General features: G+C 61.8%; 12 protein-coding genes. 4 read left to right on the top strand and 8 right to left on the bottom strand.

Annotated features, from left to right (window positions below; all coding sequences use genetic code 11):
* Nucleotides 1-34: 34 nt before the first annotated feature.
* From Q8L25_RS21010 to cyoA, 7 genes are all read right to left on the bottom strand, one after another.
* On the bottom strand, nt 35-592 hold the full coding sequence (locus tag Q8L25_RS21010) for a response regulator transcription factor (protein ID WP_308921236.1): 558 nt from the start codon (nt 590-592) through the stop codon (nt 35-37).
* On the bottom strand, nt 582-1,931 hold the full coding sequence (locus Q8L25_RS21015; RefSeq protein WP_308921237.1) for an ATP-binding protein: 1,350 nt from the start codon (nt 1,929-1,931) through the stop codon (nt 582-584). Before Q8L25_RS21015 ends, Q8L25_RS21010 begins: the two co-directional genes overlap by 11 nt.
* Nucleotides 1,915-2,739 (bottom strand): SURF1 family protein, encoded by an 825-nt coding sequence (locus Q8L25_RS21020; RefSeq protein ID WP_374694189.1) that lies wholly within the window; start codon nt 2,737-2,739, stop codon nt 1,915-1,917. The genes Q8L25_RS21015 and Q8L25_RS21020 overlap by 17 nt, the downstream gene beginning before the upstream one ends.
* Entirely contained in the window at nt 2,736-3,140 is a 405-nt protein-coding gene (gene cyoD, locus Q8L25_RS21025) for a cytochrome o ubiquinol oxidase subunit IV (RefSeq protein ID WP_308921239.1), read from the bottom strand. The genes Q8L25_RS21020 and cyoD overlap by 4 nt, the downstream gene beginning before the upstream one ends.
* A complete protein-coding gene (gene cyoC, locus Q8L25_RS21030; RefSeq protein WP_308921240.1) occupies nt 3,137-3,772 on the bottom strand; it encodes a cytochrome o ubiquinol oxidase subunit III in 636 nt (211 codons plus the stop codon). The genes cyoD and cyoC overlap by 4 nt, the downstream gene beginning before the upstream one ends.
* Nucleotides 3,765-5,768, bottom strand: a complete 2,004-nt coding sequence (gene cyoB, locus Q8L25_RS21035) for a cytochrome o ubiquinol oxidase subunit I (RefSeq protein WP_308921241.1) — start codon at nt 5,766-5,768, stop codon at nt 3,765-3,767. The genes cyoC and cyoB overlap by 8 nt, the downstream gene beginning before the upstream one ends.
* 87 nt (nt 5,769-5,855) lie before the next feature.
* Nucleotides 5,856-6,839, bottom strand: coding sequence for a ubiquinol oxidase subunit II (gene cyoA / locus Q8L25_RS21040; RefSeq protein ID WP_308921242.1), 984 nt, complete (start codon nt 6,837-6,839; stop codon nt 5,856-5,858).
* Nucleotides 6,840-7,055: 216 nt separating this feature from the next.
* Between cyoA and Q8L25_RS21045 the strand changes: the two genes are divergently transcribed.
* The gene (locus tag Q8L25_RS21045) at nt 7,056-8,402 is read left to right on the top strand and encodes an MFS transporter (RefSeq protein WP_308921243.1); all 1,347 of its coding nucleotides are present in this window, start codon (nt 7,056-7,058) and stop codon (nt 8,400-8,402) included.
* A gap of 74 nt (nt 8,403-8,476) precedes the next feature.
* Here the strand turns inward: Q8L25_RS21045 and Q8L25_RS21050 are convergent, their stop codons facing one another.
* Nucleotides 8,477-8,932: an Hsp20/alpha crystallin family protein gene (locus Q8L25_RS21050; RefSeq protein WP_308921244.1), complete on the bottom strand. Its 456-nt coding sequence runs from the start codon at nt 8,930-8,932 to the stop codon at nt 8,477-8,479.
* A 421-nt stretch (nt 8,933-9,353) separates the two neighbouring features.
* Here Q8L25_RS21050 and Q8L25_RS21055 point away from each other — a divergent pair, with 421 nt between their 5' ends.
* From Q8L25_RS21055 to Q8L25_RS21065, 3 genes are read left to right on the top strand one after another with little or no spacing between them, the layout of a single operon-like run.
* A complete protein-coding gene (locus tag Q8L25_RS21055; protein WP_308921245.1) occupies nt 9,354-12,845 on the top strand; it encodes a response regulator in 3,492 nt (1,163 codons plus the stop codon).
* A complete protein-coding gene (locus Q8L25_RS21060) occupies nt 12,845-13,756 on the top strand; it encodes a CheR family methyltransferase (protein ID WP_308921246.1) in 912 nt (303 codons plus the stop codon). Before Q8L25_RS21055 ends, Q8L25_RS21060 begins: the two co-directional genes overlap by 1 nt.
* Entirely contained in the window at nt 13,746-14,930 is a 1,185-nt protein-coding gene (locus Q8L25_RS21065; protein WP_308921247.1) for a hybrid sensor histidine kinase/response regulator, read from the top strand. The genes Q8L25_RS21060 and Q8L25_RS21065 overlap by 11 nt, the downstream gene beginning before the upstream one ends.
* Nucleotides 14,931-14,932 lie beyond the last annotated feature (2 nt).

A 14,932-nucleotide genomic window follows, 5' to 3' on the forward strand; every position in this document is an offset into this window, starting at 1 on the left:
ACACCTGAAGTGCCGGGGTCCTTGCTTTCGGGTTTCACTTCACCCGCTGCTTCTCCAGCTTCCTCGCCAAAGTCCTGCGGTGCATGCCCAGCCGCCTTGCCGTCTCCGAAATATTGAAATCGGTCTCGGCCAGCATTTCGTGGATGCGTTCCCATTCCAGAGTCTTGATATTGGTGGCGCGGCTGGTCAGTTCGATTTCCGAGCTGCCTGCCACATGGCCGAAGGCCGCTTCGATATCGTCGGTATTGGACGGCTTGGCCAGGTACTGGCAGGCGCCCAGCTTGATCGCCTCGACGGCCGTGCTGATGCTGGCGTAGCCGGTCAGCACCACGATCAGCATCTCCGGGTCATGCTGGTGCAGCATCTGCACGCAGGCCAGGCCCGAGGTATTGCCGTTCAATTTCAGGTCGACCACGGCGTAGTCGGGGCAATGCTGCTCCAGCAAGGCGCTGGCCTCGTCGAAATTGGTGGCCAGGATCACCTGGTAGCCGCGCCGTTCGAACGAGCGGCCCAGGGTGCGCGCAAAGGCGGCATCGTCTTCGATGATCAGCAGCAGGCGGTCCTGGCTTGCCACTTGTACTTCAGTTGACATGGCTGTCGCTTTCTCTTTCCAGTTTGATGGCCGCCAGGGGCAAGGCCAGGTGCACGGCCGCCCCGCCCTGCACCCGGTTGCGCGCCGTCACGGTACCGCCCAGGGTGCGTGCCACGTTGACCACCAGGAACAGGCCAAGCCCACTGCCCGGCTTGCCCTTGGTCGACTGGTAGGGCTTGCCCAGGTGGTTCAGCATCGACGGCTCGAAACCCGGACCGGTATCGGTGACGATCAGGTGCAGCGCATCGGCTTCGCGCGTGGCTTCGAAGCGCAGCCAGTCGGGCGACGCTTCCAGCGCATTGTCGAGCACGTTGCAGATAGTCTGTTTCAGGGTCGAATCGAAGACCACCGGCACGTCATGCTCGATGCGGTTATCGTACTCGAAATTGTGGATCGGCCGGCTGCTGCGCCATTCAAGCGCCAGGTCATCCAGAAAAGTGTTGATGGTGGTTTTCACGGAAGATTCCCCGCGCGCCTCGCCGGCCGACAACAGAATGCCGCTGACGATGCTTTTGCAGCGCTGCAGCTGGGCCTGCATTTCGGTGATCTCTTCCAGCATCTCTTCGTTCTTGCTCAGTTCCGGCATGCGGCGCCAGTCGCCAAGGATCACCGACAAGGTGGCCAGCGGCGTGCCCAGCTCGTGCGCGGCGCCCGAGGCCAGCAGGCCCATGCGGATGATATGTTCTTCTTCGGCCGCGCGCTGGCGCAAGTCGGCCACCTTGGCGTCGCCGGCGCGCTGGTTGCGGTTGATGCGGGTGATGAACAACACCAGCAAGGCGGCGTTGAGCATGAAGCAGATGAGCAAACCCTGCACATACAGGCTGGCAAAACCGCGTTCGGGGTCGATCGGCAGGATCAGGGGGCCGGGCAGCAAGGCCAGGCCGGCCAGGCACAGGCCGGTGATGGCCACCATGATCCAGGTCGACCATACTTCCAGCAGCACCGCGCTGAGGATCACTTGCAATAAATACAGGAAGGCGAACGGGTTGCTGATGCCGCCGCTCAGATAGAGCTGGGCGGTCAGCACGGTGACGTCGACCAGCAGGGCCAGGAACAGCGCCGTGTTCGACACGGGCTGGCGTTCATGCCAGCGCAGCAGGCTGGCGAGGTTGAAGGCGATCAGGCAGGACAGCACTTCGAGCATGTAGGGCACGGGCAGTGCGATGCCCAGCCCCACGCCGACGCCGAAGATGGTGCTGATCTGGCCGATCACGGCCAGCCAGCGCAGCTGGATCAGCAGCTTCATGTTCTGGTGACCGGCCGGATGTTCCATCTCGGCCGCCACCGCGCCGCGCTCCAGTACTTCGCGGTTGGGGACTATTTCAATCTTGCCCGGCATGGTAGACAGGAGAGTTGGCGGCCACCGGCCGCCGGCGACGGCGTGCTTCGCGCACGATCCACCAGCTGATGCCGGCCACCATCAGGGCCAGCGCATACCAGGTCAGTGCATACACCAGGTGGCTGTTGTGGAAGGAAATCACGGTCAGCCCGCCCACCGGTGCGTCCGGTGCGCTTTCCAGTCCCTTGGCGGCATCCACAAAGTATGGCGCCACATTGGTCAGCATGTTCGACTGCGCAATGGCCGCCACGTCGCGCGAATACCAAAGCTGTTTGGCCGCATCGTTTTCACGCAGGAAGCCGCCACGCGGTTCGCTGATGCGCAGCAAGCCGTCGATGGTGACCGTGCCCGCCGGCGTGCCGGCGGCGATGCCCTTGCGGTCCTTCACGAAGCCGCGGTTGACCAGGATGGTCGTGCCGTCGGCCTGGCGCAGCGGCGTGATCAGCCAGAAGCCGCTGCCGAGTTCCGTGGTGGCTTGCACCAGGGTATTGAATAGGGGGAGATAGATACCGGAGAGGCGCACATGGCGGTACTCGTCCGTTTGCTGCGTGACATTGGCCCAGCTTGCGGGACCAGGTGCGTCCGTTGCCGGCGCATGTACACGTTGTTCGACGCGCTCGATCAGGTCAAGCTTCCATTGCAGGCGCATGACTTGCCAGGTGCCCAGGGCACAGAATCCGGCAAAAACGATCACCGCAAGCACGGCCAACGCAGTGCGTATGGCCGTGCCGCGTGGGCCTGGCATGGCATCTTGCGATGCCGTGCCAGGAGCGCGCCCGGTGTTGCCTGGGCGCGGTTGGTTCATCATGGAGCCGATTGCGAATGCATGGCGTCAGGCATCATGCTTGGCATCATGTTGTGGTTCATGTGGTACATGACCCACAGCGAACCGGCCATGGCGATGACGACGATCATGATGGTGAAGATCATCGCCATCATGTTCCAGCCGCCTTCCGATTTGCTGTTCATGTGCAGGAAGTACACCATGTGCACCACCACTTGCACCGCAGCGAAGCCCAGCAGGACCAGGCCCATGGTGCCGGTGTTGGTGATGGTTTTGTTCATCACCAGCCAGAACGGGATGGCAGTCAGGATCACCGACAGGATAAAGCCGATGGCGTAGGTTTTCAGGCTGCCATGGTCATGCTGGTCATGGTAGTGGCCGTCATGGCCGTGGCCATGGTCGTGGTGATTATCGTGGCCGCTCATGGCAGGACTCCCATCAGGTAGACAAAGGTGAAGACGCCGATCCAGATCACGTCCAGGAAGTGCCAGAACAGCGACAGGCACATCATGCGACGGCCGTTTTCCGGGGTCAGGCCATGCTTTTTCAACTGGAACATCAAGGTCACGAGCCAGATCACGCCGAACAGCACGTGCAGGCCGTGGGTACCGACCAGCGCGAAGAACGAGCTCAGGAAGGCACTGCGCTGCGGGCCGGCGCCTTCGTGGATCAGGTGAATGAACTCATACATTTCCAGCGACAGGAAGGCGACGCCGAACACGCCGGTGATGCCCAGCCACAGCAGGGTCGAGCCCAGGTTCTTGCGCTGCATCGCCAGCATGGCGAAACCGTAGGTAATCGACGACAGCAGCAACATGGCCGTGTTGACGGCCACCAGTGGCAGGTCGAACAGCGCGGCGCCGGTCGGGCCGTCCGCGTAGTTGCGGCCCACCACCGCGTAGGTGGCGAACAGACAGGCGAAGATCAGGCAATCGCTCATCAGGTAAAGCCAGAAACCCAGCAGGCTGCCGTTTTCCGGATGGTGCTCGCGCACAAAGAAGTTCTTGCGCTCTCCGGCGGCGGGTGCGCCGGTGTTATGGACGATGGTTTCAGACATGGCTGCTCAGCAATTTAGTGTAAGCGTTTTCGGTACGGATGACTTCGTCGGCCGAAATGTAGTAATCACGCTTGTAGTTAAAGGTGTGGACGATGATCGCCACCATCATGGCCAGGAAGCCGACACCGGCGACCAGCCACATTTGCCAGATCAGGCCAAAGCCGACCACGGCCGCCAGTGCGGAGACCACGAAACCTGCCCAGGTGTTCTTCGGCATGTGGATCTTCGTGAAGCCCGACGTCGGACGCTCGTAGCCGTGCTTCTTCATGTCGGTCCATGCATCGAGTTCATGCACTTGCGGCGTGAAGGCAAAGTTGTAGTCTGGCGGTGGCGACGAAGTCGACCATTCCAGCGTACGGCCGCCCCATGGGTCGCCGGTCACGTCGCGCAGTGCGGCGCGGTTGCGGAAGCTGACATAGAACTGCATGATCATCGAGCCGATGCCCAGTGCGATCGAAACGGCGCCAAACCAGGCGATGATGGTCCAGATCTGCAGCGATGGATCGGTGAAATGATTCATGCGGCGGGTCACGCCCATCAGGCCCAGCACGTACAGCGGCATGAAGGCCAGGTAGAAGCCGACCAACCAGAACCAGAACGAGCATTTGCCCCAGAAGGTGTCCAGCTTGTAGCCATAGGCTTTCGGGAACCAGTAGTTGATCGCGGCGAACACGCCGAACACCACGCCGCCGATGATGACGTTATGGAAGTGGGCGATCAGGAACAGGCTGTTGTGCAGCACGAAGTCGGCCGGTGGAACCGCCAGCAGCACGCCGGTCATGCCGCCGATGGTGAAGGTGACCATGAAGCCGATCGTCCACAGCATCGGCAGTTCGAAGCGGATACGGCCGCGGTACATGGTAAACAGCCAGTTGAAGATCTTCGCGCCGGTCGGGATCGAGATGATCATCGTCGTGATGCCGAAGAAGGAGTTGACGCTGGCGCCCGACCCCATGGTGAAGAAGTGGTGCAGCCATACCAGGTAGGACAGGATCATGATGACGCACGTCGCGTACACCATCGAGGCGTAGCCGAACAGGCGTTTCGAGCTGAAGGTGGCGACGACTTCCGAGAACACGCCGAAGATCGGCAGCACCAGGATGTAAACCTCAGGGTGACCCCAGATCCAGATCAGGTTGACGTACATCATGGCGTTGCCGCCCAGTTCGGTCGTGAAGAAATTGAAACCGGCGGTACGGTCCAGTGCCAGCATGGCCAGCACGGCCGTCAGCACAGGGAAAGCGGCAACGATCAGCACGTTGGTGCACAGCGCGGTCCAGGTGAATACCGGCATTTTCATCCAGGTCATGCCTGGCGCGCGCATCTTGACGATGGTGGCGATCAGGTTGACGCCGGACAGCAAGGTACCGACCCCGGCAATCTGCAAGGACCAGATGTAATAGTCCACCCCCACGTCCGGACTGGCGGCAATGCCCGACAGCGGTGGATACGCGAGCCAGCCGGTACGGGCGAACTCGCCGACGAACAGCGAGGCCATCACCAGCACGGCGCCCATGGTCGTCATCCAGAAGCTGAAGTTGTTGAGGAACGGGAAAGCCACGTCGCGCGCACCGATCTGCAGTGGCACCACGTAGTTCATCAGGCCCGTCACGAAAGGCATCGCCACGAAGAAGATCATGATCACGCCGTGAGCGGTGAAGACCTGGTCGTAGTGATGCGGCGGCAGGAAGCCGGCATTGTCGCCAAAGGCGATCGCCTGCTGGGTACGCATCATCAGCGCATCGGCAAAGCCGCGCAGCAGCATGATGATACCGAGGATCATGTACATGATACCGATTTTTTTATGGTCGATACTGGTGATCCAGTCGCGCCACAGGGTACCCCAGACGCGGAAATACGTCAGCGCCGCGACCAGCGCGATGCCGCCCAGGGCGACGCCTGCAAAGGTCGCCAGCAGGATAGGTTCGTGAAATGGAATTGCATCCCAAGTCAGACGGCCGAAGATAAGCTTCGTCAGATCAATATGGTCTAGCATTGTTACTCTCAGAAAAAAGGGAGGCGCCAGGCAAGCGGCGCCAGTATCTGCCGCGCTAACTGACGCGCGGCGGGATTCATGCGGTTGTTACTTGGCTTGAACGCCCTTTTCAACCACTGCATCGCCAGCGACTGCCGCCGTGACAGACGCTACCGGGCTATCCGCCAATGCCAGTTTGTAAGGCTGGACCGGCGTCACGCACAGCGCGTCGGAAACGATGGTGCGATTCAGGATGGCCTTGTACAGATCGACCGGCACATTGCTGTAGCGGCGCACGGGATCGCGCTCGCTCGGCTGGACCAGGGTCAGGTAATCGTCGCGGTTCAGCGCGCCGCCACCAGCACGGGTGGTCGCCACCCATTTGTCGAAGTCCGCATCGTTCACGCCATGGAACTTGAAGCGCATGCCCGAGAAGCCGGCGCCGCTGTAGTTGGCGGAGAAACCGTCGTAGACGCCCGGCTTGTTGATCACGGCGTTGAGCTTGGTCTCCATGCCCGGCATGGCGTAGATCTGACCTGCCAGCGCCGGAATGAAGAACGAGTTCATCACCGACTGGGCGGTAATCTTGAAGCGGATCGGACGATCGACCGGCGCATACAATTCATTGACTGTGGCAATGCCTTGCTCTGGATAGATGAACAGCCATTTCCAGTCCAGCGCGACCACTTCGACGATCATCGGCTTGGTGCTCTCCGGAATCGGACGATTCGCGTCGATACGGCTCAGCGGACGATATGGGTCCAGGGTGTGGGTGCTGATCCAGGTCAGCAGGCCCAGCACGATGATGATCAGCAGGGGTGCGCCCCAGATGATCAGCTCGAGACGCGTCGAGTGGTCCCAGTCCGGCTCATATTTGGCCGCGGTGTTGTTTTTTCTGTAGCGCCAGGCGAACAGCAGGGTGAGAGCGATTACCGGAACGATAATCAGCAGCATCAGCAGAGTGGAAATGACAATCAGATTGCCTTGCTGGACTGCGATGTCACCGGACGGATTCAGTACCACCGTATTGCAACCTGCCAATAAGGTAAGGGGTAACAGCGCCAGTCCGTGACGAACTTTGAGTGAAAACATACAGGAAAGTCCAGTACAGGGGATGAAGATATGGTACTTTATTCTTACTGGAGCACAATGGCAATTGGACGTTTTGTCCACCCCTGGGCTCGGACTCCATTCAGCAGTTAAGGACTTGTCCTACAGCTACTGTCTGAGTAGTCCTACTCCGGGCTTGAGACTCCTGGGGTAAGTTATACGTGTTGTCGAACTCGAAACTATATAAAGAGGCTCATCATGTCCAGCACGCGCACCCATAGCGGCGATGTACCCGCTGATTTCTCCCCCCACTCTCTGCGCGACGCACGCGGAGCCGGCACCGTCGAATCCCATATCGACCCCGGTGAGATCGCCGTTGGCGTGATCATCGGCCGCGCTTCCGAATACTTTGACTTTTTTGTCTACGCCATCGCCTCGGTGCTGGTGTTCCCGCAGGTGTTCTTCCCGTTCGAGGAACGCCTGGAGGGCACATTGTACGCGTTCCTGATCTTTTCCTTTGCCTTCATCGCCCGTCCCTTCGGCACCGTGATCTTCATGGAAATCCAGCGCCGGCTCGGGCGCAGCGCCAAGCTGACCATCGCCCTGTTCCTGCTGGGCGTGTCCACCGCCGGCATCGCCTTCCTGCCGACCTACTCGCACCTGGGCTTTGCCGCCATCGTCTGGCTGGCCGTCCTGCGCATCGGCCAGGGCGTGGCGCTGGGCGGCTCATGGGATGGCCTGCCGTCGCTGCTGGCCCTGAACGCGCCTGAAAACAAGCGCGGCTGGTATGCCATGCTGGGCCAGCTGGGCGCTCCGGTCGGTTTTTTGATCGCCGGCGGCCTGTTCTGGTACATGCTGACGGCCCTTTCCACGGAAGAATTCCTTGACTGGGGCTGGCGCTATCCTTTCTATGTGGCGTTCGCCATCAACGTGGTCGCGCTGTTTGCCCGCCTGCGCCTGGTGTCGACCAATGAATACGCCAAGCTGCTCGACGAGCGCGAGCTGCAGCCCGTCAGCGTCTTTGAAATGAGCCGCGGCCAGGGCCGCAACGTGATGATCGGCGCGCTGGCCGCGCTGGCCAGCTACGCGCTGTTCCACCTGGTCACCGTGTTCCCGCTGTCGTGGGTCTCGGTCTACCAAACCCGCGCCGCCTCGGACTTCCTGCAGGTGCAGATGGTGGGCGCGATACTGGCCGCCGTCGGTATCGTGCTGTCGGGCCTGCTGGCCGACCGTTTCGGCCGCCGCACCACCCTGGGCACGCTGGCCGTGCTGATCGCCATCTTCAGCGCCTTTATTCCCAGCCTGATGGGTGGCGGCAATACCGGCCAGGACGCCTTCATCCTGATCGGCTTCAGCCTGCTGGGCCTGTCGTATGGCCAGGCAGCCGGCGCCGTGACGGCCAACTTCCCTGCCCGCTTCCGCTATACCGGCGCGGCGCTGACGTCGGACCTGGCCTGGCTGGTCGGCGCCGGTTTCGCCCCGCTGGTGGCGCTGGGCCTGTCGGCCAACTTCGGCCTGGCCTACGTCAGCTTCTACCTGCTGTCGGGCGCCGTCGCCTCGCTGGCGGCACTGAGCCTGAACCGGGCGCTGGAGATACGCAACTGAGTGCTATATAAGTAGCGAAAAAAACGGGACCCGATCGGGTCCCGTTTTTTATTGCCTGATGATTTACACCGTCATTATTGTATTTGCAGCTGCTTGCCGCCCGTCCCCGCTTTTTTCTGCAGGGTCAGCTGCAGCACGCCGTCCACATAGCGGGCTTGCGAATTGCTGTCGTCGACTTCCTGCGGCAGGCTGAAGCTGCGGTATTGCTGGCCATACATCCTTTCGTTGCGCACCGCCTTGCCGGCCTCGCCATCCTCATGCTCCTGTTTCAGTTCGGCGCTGATCGACACGCGGTGGCCGTCGATGGCCACCTTGATGTCGTCGCGGTTGACGCCGGGGATTTCGGCCTTGACCAGGTAGGCTTGCTCGGTTTCGGAAATATCGACGCGCATGCGCGGCACGGCGTCGCGCGCGCGCAGCACGGGGCTGAAAAAATCGCGCATCAGCTCGTCCATGTCGCTGAAGGGATCGAAACGGCTCAGTGCATGAAAGGGATCGCGCGGATCGCGGGACATCAGTTGATTGGCCATGATAATCGCTCCTGTTCGGTTGGTTGCGGCGGCAGGCCGCGCCTATTAATACTAGGCGGGCAACGCACGCAATGTTTGAGACCGATCAAATAAGCACCACGCCATTATGCTAGCGTCCGCCTCTCCCCACGCAGGATGTCAAGGCACCATATCATCCGCCCCGCCACTCTGTGGCTGCATCGGTGCCTTGCCGCCGGCATCGACGCCCCCTGCCGGAATGTTTCACGCGCCCGGCTTTCTGGCAGCGCGCAAATGACCGGTTTCCCTGACATGATTCCTCATCTTTTTGATCACACCGCACGCGTGCGTCATTGCCGCGCTCGCGCCGCCTGCTATGCTAGCGCCTGCCGCACGTTTGCGCCTCAGAAATATTGCTTTTCAGTTAAAATTATTTACCTCTGATTATTCTTCCACGGACCCGATGAATACCAAGACCCCGATCGACACTTTCAGTTTCCGGCGCATTCTTGCCCGTAATGTTACCTTGCCGCTGGTGGTCGGGGTGCTGACCGCCCTGGTCTTCGTCGGCCTGATTGCCTATTTGCTCAGTGCGCTGCGCTCGGTCGAGCATTCCGAGCGCGTGATCGGCAACGCCAATGAAGTGATGAAACTGTCGGTCGACCTGGAAACGGGCATGCGCGGCTATCTGCTGACGGGCGACGAGACCTTCCTGGCGCCGTATAAATCGGGCAAGGCCAAGATCGCGGTGGAGATGACGACCTTGCTGGAGCTGGTGGCGGACAGCCCGATCCAGCAGGATCGCCTGCGCCGCATCCGCGCGCTGCAAAGCCAGTGGACCGAGTACGCCGAATCGATCATCAGCCAGCGCCGCAACAACCAGGAATACCTGGCGCGCGTGCGCCAGGGCGAAGGCAAGCTGGAATTCGACGAAATCCGCCGCGAATTCCTGTCCTTCCTGGGCATGGAACAGCGTTTGCGCCAGGAGCGCGGCGACTCGGCCGAAGCGCGCACCATGATGGCGGTGGTGGTCTTCCTGCTGCTGAGCCTGGGCTTGTCGGGCTTGCTCGCCTTCCTGGGCCGGCGCGAACTGATGCGCTTGTCCGATATCTACAATGCGGCGCTGGAGCAGCGCGGCAAGGATAACGATGTGCTGCAGGAGCAAGCCTGGCTGCGCACCGGCCAGACCGAACTGGCCGACTACACCAGCGGCCAGCTGGCCCTGCCGCAGCTGGGCCGGCAGGTGCTGGACTTCCTGGCCAACCGCCTCGAAGTGGCGGTGGCGACGATCTATGTCACCGAAGACGACGGCAGCCTGCGCCGCGCGGCCGTGTATGGCTTCAGCGACCAGCATATCCAGGACAAGCAGGTCTTCAAGCAAGGCGAAGGCCTGGTCGGCGAAACCGCGCGTGAAAAACGGCTCAAGCATATCAAGCAGGTCCCCGACAATTATCTGATGGTGAACTCCAGCCTGGGCCACGGTTCGCCGCTGGAACTGGTGCTCACGCCGGTGGACAACGAAGGCGTCGTCAACGGCGTGATCGAACTGGGCTTTACCCGCCCCGTGGCCCAGCGCGAACTGGAACTGCTGCGCCTGATCGCCGCCAACGTCGGCACCTCGCTGGAAGCGGCGCTGTACCGCCAGCGCCTGCAGAACGTGCTGGAAGAAACCCAGCAGTTGAATGAAGAACTGGAAGTGCAGCAGGAAGAGCTGCGCACCGCCAATGAAGAGCTGGGCGAGCAGTCGCGCGTGCTGGAACAATCGCAGTCGCACCTCGAAGAGCAAAAAGCGGCGCTGGAGCAATCGAACGAGCAGCTGGCCGTGCAGGCCCTGGCGCTGGACCAGAAGAACGTCGCCATCGGCCAGGCCCACGACCAGCTCGAAGCGCGCGCCGAAGAGCTGCAGCGCGCCAGCCGCTACAAGTCGGAATTTTTGGCGAATATGTCGCACGAGCTGCGCACGCCGTTGAACAGCTCGCTGATCCTGTCCAAGCTGCTGGCCGACAATAGCGGCGGCAACCTGACACCGGAGCAAGTGACGTTTGCGCAAACCATTTATTCGGCCGGCAATGACTTGCTGACCCTGATCAACGATATCCTCGACATTTCCAAGGTCGAGGCGGGCAAGCTGGACCTGACGCCGGAAGCCATCCCCTTCAATGAACTGCTGAGCAGCCTGAAGATGCTGTTCGGCGCCCAGGCACAGCAAAAGAAACTCGCTTTCACCGTCGCGGTCGCGCCTGGCACGCCGCCGTCGTTCGTCAGCGACCGCCAGCGCCTGGAACAGATCCTGAAAAACCTGTTGTCGAACGCCATCAAGTTCACCGATACCGGCAGCGTCTCGGTGCAGGTGGCGGCGGACGCGGCCGGCCATGTGCGCTTCCAGGTACAGGACAGCGGCATCGGCATCGCCGACGATCAGCAGCAAAAAGTCTTCGACGCCTTCCACCAGGCCGATGGCACCACCAGCCGCCGCTACGGCGGCACGGGCCTGGGCCTGTCGATTTCGCGCGACCTGGCCACCCTGCTGGGCGGCGCCATTGAATTGTCGAGCACGCCGGGCCAGGGCAGCACATTCACCCTGGTGCTGCCGATCGACTGGCAGGAACGCGCCGTGCCGGAGGATGAGGCACCGGTGCCCGCCAGGTCCGCGCCGCCGGCCCATATCCGTACCAGCGCGGCCGCCATCGCGCCCCTGCCCGTGCCGAAACCGGTGCCGGTCGCCACCTTCAAGGATGACCGCGAAAGCGTGCCGGCCACGCGCAGCGGGCAGCGCTCGGTGCTGGTGATCGAGGACGAGCCGGCGTTTGCCGGCATCCTGTTCGACCTGGCGCATGAAATGCATTACCAGTGCCTGGTGGCGCACGGCGCCGAGGAAGGCTTGCGCCTGGCGGCCGAGTTCCTGCCCGACGCCATCCTGCTCGATATCGGCCTGCCTGACCGTCCGGGCCTGCTGGTACTACAAAAGCTCAAGGAAAACCCGCTGACCCGCCATATCCCCGTGCATATCGTCTCGGGCAATGACCAGGTGCAGGCGGCGATGCAGCTGGGCGCCGTCGGCTACGCCACCAAGCCGCGCACGCGCGAGCAATTGAAAGACGTGTTCCTCAAGCTGGAATCGAAATTTACGCAGAAAATGAAACGCATCCTGCTGGTCGAGGATGACGAACGCCAGCGCGAAAGCGTGGTGCACCTGATCAGCGACGACGATGTGGAAATCACCGCCGTGGCGCTGGGCGAAGAAGCGCTGGCCCTGCTGAAAACGCAGATTTTCGACTGCATGATCATCGACCTGAAGCTGCCCGATATCCAGGGCAACGAGTTGCTGGAGCGCATGGAGCATGAAGAGCTGTGCTCGTTCCCGCCCGTGATCGTGTATACCGGCCGCAACCTGAGCCGCGAAGAAGAAGCCGACCTGATGAAGTATTCGCGCTCGATCATCATCAAGGGCGCCCGTTCGCCCGAGCGCCTGCTCGACGAAGTGACCCTGTTCCTGCACAAGGTGGAGTCGGAACTGTCGACCGAGCGCCAGGGCATGCTGCAGCAGGTGCGCAGCCGCGAGCGCGTGTTTGAAGGGCGCAAGATCCTGCTGGTCGACGACGACGTGCGCAATATCTTTGCCTTGACCAATGCGCTGGAGCAAAAAGGCGTGGTGGTGGAAATCGGCCGCAACGGTTTTGAAGCGATCAGCAAGCTCAATAGCGTGGACGATATCGACCTGGTGCTGATGGATGTGATGATGCCGGGCATGGACGGCCTGGAAGCGACGCGCCAGATCCGCGCCGACGGCCGCTACAACAAGCTGCCGATCATCGCGATTACCGCCAAGGCCATGAAGAACGACCAGGAAGAATGCCTGCAGGCCGGCGCGTCCGACTACCTGGCCAAGCCGATCGACCTGGACCGCCTGTACTCGCTGCTGCGCGTCTGGATGCCGAAGATGGAACGCATCTGATGCTGATCGACTACACGGAGGCGCAGCTGCAGGCGTTGATGGATGCCATCTATCAGCGCTACAGCTACGATTTCCGTGATTATTCCGCGCCCTCGCAACGGCGCCGCCTGAACCACGCCTTGGGTCGCCTGCACTGCAGCACCCTGGACGAGCTGCAACGCAAGGTGCTCAAGGATGCGGGCGCCTTTGGCCAGCTGCTGCAGATGCTGACCGTGCCCGTCACCGAGATGTTCCGCGATCCGGCGTTTTTCCTGGCCCTGCGCGAACAGGTGGTGCCGGTGCTGAAAACCTATCCGTCGCCGAAGATCTGGGTGGCAGGCTGCTGTACTGGCGAGGAGGCGCTGTCGCTGGCCATCATCCTGCACGAGGAAGGCTTGCTCGAGCGCAGCCTGATCTATGCCACCGACATCAATCCGGTGGTGCTGGACAAGGCCCGCCTGGGCGTTTATCCGCTGCTCAGCATGCAAGACTACGGCGCCAACTACACGGCGGCAGGCGGCCTGGGCAGCCTGGACGAGTATTACACGGTGGAACATGCGACGGCGCGCTTCGACAGCCGCCTGCTGGACCGCATCAATTTTGCCGACCACAGCCTGGCCACCGACAGCGTGTTTGCGGAAACGCAGTTGATCTGCTGCCGCAACGTGCTGATCTATTTTAATAAAGCCCTGCAGGACCGCGCCCTCGGGCTGTTCCATGAATCGCTGTGCCACCGGGGATTCCTGGGGTTGGGCAGCAAGGAAAGCACGAATTTCAGCGCCTTTGCCACGCAATTCGAGCAGCAATCAGGACCGGAAAAGCTGTACCGCAAGCGCCCTTCGTTCGGCGCCCAGCGACAAGAGACGCGGCACAAGCCGCGCCAGGATGCACAGCGAGACGAAGCAACACCAGGAAACCGCCATGATGAATGAAACCCGCACCAAACTATTGATCGTCGACGACCTGCCGGAAAACCTGCGCGCGCTGAACGCGCTGATACGCGAAAACGACCGCAGCGTCTACCAGGCCTCGTCCGGCGAAGAAGCGCTGGCCTTGCTGCTGGAACACGATTTCGCGCTGGCCATCCTCGACGTGCAGATGCCGGAAATGGACGGCTTCGAGCTGGCCCAGCTGATGCGCGGCACCGACAAGACGCGCCATATCCCGATCGTGTTCGTCACGGCGGCCGGCAAGGAAATGAATTTCTCGTTCCAGGGCTATGAAAGCGGCGCCGTGGACTTTTTGCACAAGCCGCTCGATATCAATGCCGTGCAAAGCAAGGTCAATGTCTTCGTTGCCCTGCACCAGCAGCGTGCCGAGACGCGGCGCCAGGTGCAGGCGCTGGAACACAGCCGCCAGCAGCAGGAAGCGCTGCTGCAAGAGTTGCGCGCGACGCAGGCCGAGCTGCAGCGCTCCCTGCGCATGCGCGACGAATTCATGTCGATGGTGGCGCACGAGCTGCGCACGCCGCTCAACACCCTGTTCCTGGAAACCCAGATGCGCACCCTGAACCTGGAACGCGGCAACCTGGCCGCTTTCGCGCCGGAAAAATTGCCGAAGATGGTGGCGCGCGACGCACGCCAGATCCGCAGCATGGTGCGGCTGATCGACGACATGCTCGACGTCTCGCGCATCAGCAGCGGCAAGCTGTCGATACGGCGCGAACCGGTCGACCTGGCCGCGCTGGTGCGGCGCGTGGCCGAGGACCTGGCGCCCGGCCCGGACCAGTTGCGGGTGCAGGTGCAGGAAGACGCGTGCATCGAAGGCTATTGGGACGGTTTCCGCGTCGAACAGATCGTCGTCAACCTGATCAGCAACGCCCTGCGCTATGGCGACGGCAAGCCGGTCGACATCAGCCTGGCGAAAACCCGCAACAGCGCGGTGATCGAGGTGCGCGACCATGGCATCGGTATCGGCCCCAAGGACCAGGAGCGCATCTTCGACGCCTTCGAGCGCGTGATGCACCAGGACCGCACGGGCGGCCTGGGCCTGGGCCTGTTCATTACCAAGCAGCTGGTCGACGCCCACGGCGGCGCCATCACCCTGCAAAGCCAGCCCGGCCATGGCGCGCTGTTCAGCGTGACCCTGCCGCTGGCGGGATCGTGACC

It is taken from the genome of Janthinobacterium sp. J1-1 (genome assembly GCF_030944405.1).
Lineage (GTDB): Bacteria > Pseudomonadota > Gammaproteobacteria > Burkholderiales > Burkholderiaceae_D > Janthinobacterium.

Bases quoted from the DNA above. Each gene is read 5' to 3' on its own strand.
- Q8L25_RS21010 (WP_308921236.1), bottom strand. From the start codon at position 592: ATGTCAACTGAAGTACAAGTGGCAAGCCAGGACCGCCTGCTGCTGATC.
- Q8L25_RS21015 (WP_308921237.1), bottom strand. From the start codon at position 1,931: ATGCCGGGCAAGATTGAAATAGTCCCCAACCGCGAAGTACTGGAGCGC.
- Q8L25_RS21020 (WP_374694189.1), bottom strand. From the start codon at position 2,739: ATGATGAACCAACCGCGCCCAGGCAACACCGGGCGCGCTCCTGGCACG.
- cyoD (WP_308921239.1), bottom strand. From the start codon at position 3,140: ATGAGCGGCCACGATAATCACCACGACCATGGCCACGGCCATGACGGC.
- cyoC (WP_308921240.1), bottom strand. From the start codon at position 3,772: ATGTCTGAAACCATCGTCCATAACACCGGCGCACCCGCCGCCGGAGAG.
- cyoB (WP_308921241.1), bottom strand. From the start codon at position 5,768: ATGCTAGACCATATTGATCTGACGAAGCTTATCTTCGGCCGTCTGACT.
- cyoA (WP_308921242.1), bottom strand. From the start codon at position 6,839: ATGTTTTCACTCAAAGTTCGTCACGGACTGGCGCTGTTACCCCTTACC.
- Q8L25_RS21045 (WP_308921243.1), top strand. From the start codon at position 7,056: ATGTCCAGCACGCGCACCCATAGCGGCGATGTACCCGCTGATTTCTCC.
- Q8L25_RS21050 (WP_308921244.1), bottom strand. From the start codon at position 8,932: ATGGCCAATCAACTGATGTCCCGCGATCCGCGCGATCCCTTTCATGCA.
- Q8L25_RS21055 (WP_308921245.1), top strand. From the start codon at position 9,354: ATGAATACCAAGACCCCGATCGACACTTTCAGTTTCCGGCGCATTCTT.
- Q8L25_RS21060 (WP_308921246.1), top strand. From the start codon at position 12,845: ATGCTGATCGACTACACGGAGGCGCAGCTGCAGGCGTTGATGGATGCC.
- Q8L25_RS21065 (WP_308921247.1), top strand. From the start codon at position 13,746: ATGATGAATGAAACCCGCACCAAACTATTGATCGTCGACGACCTGCCG.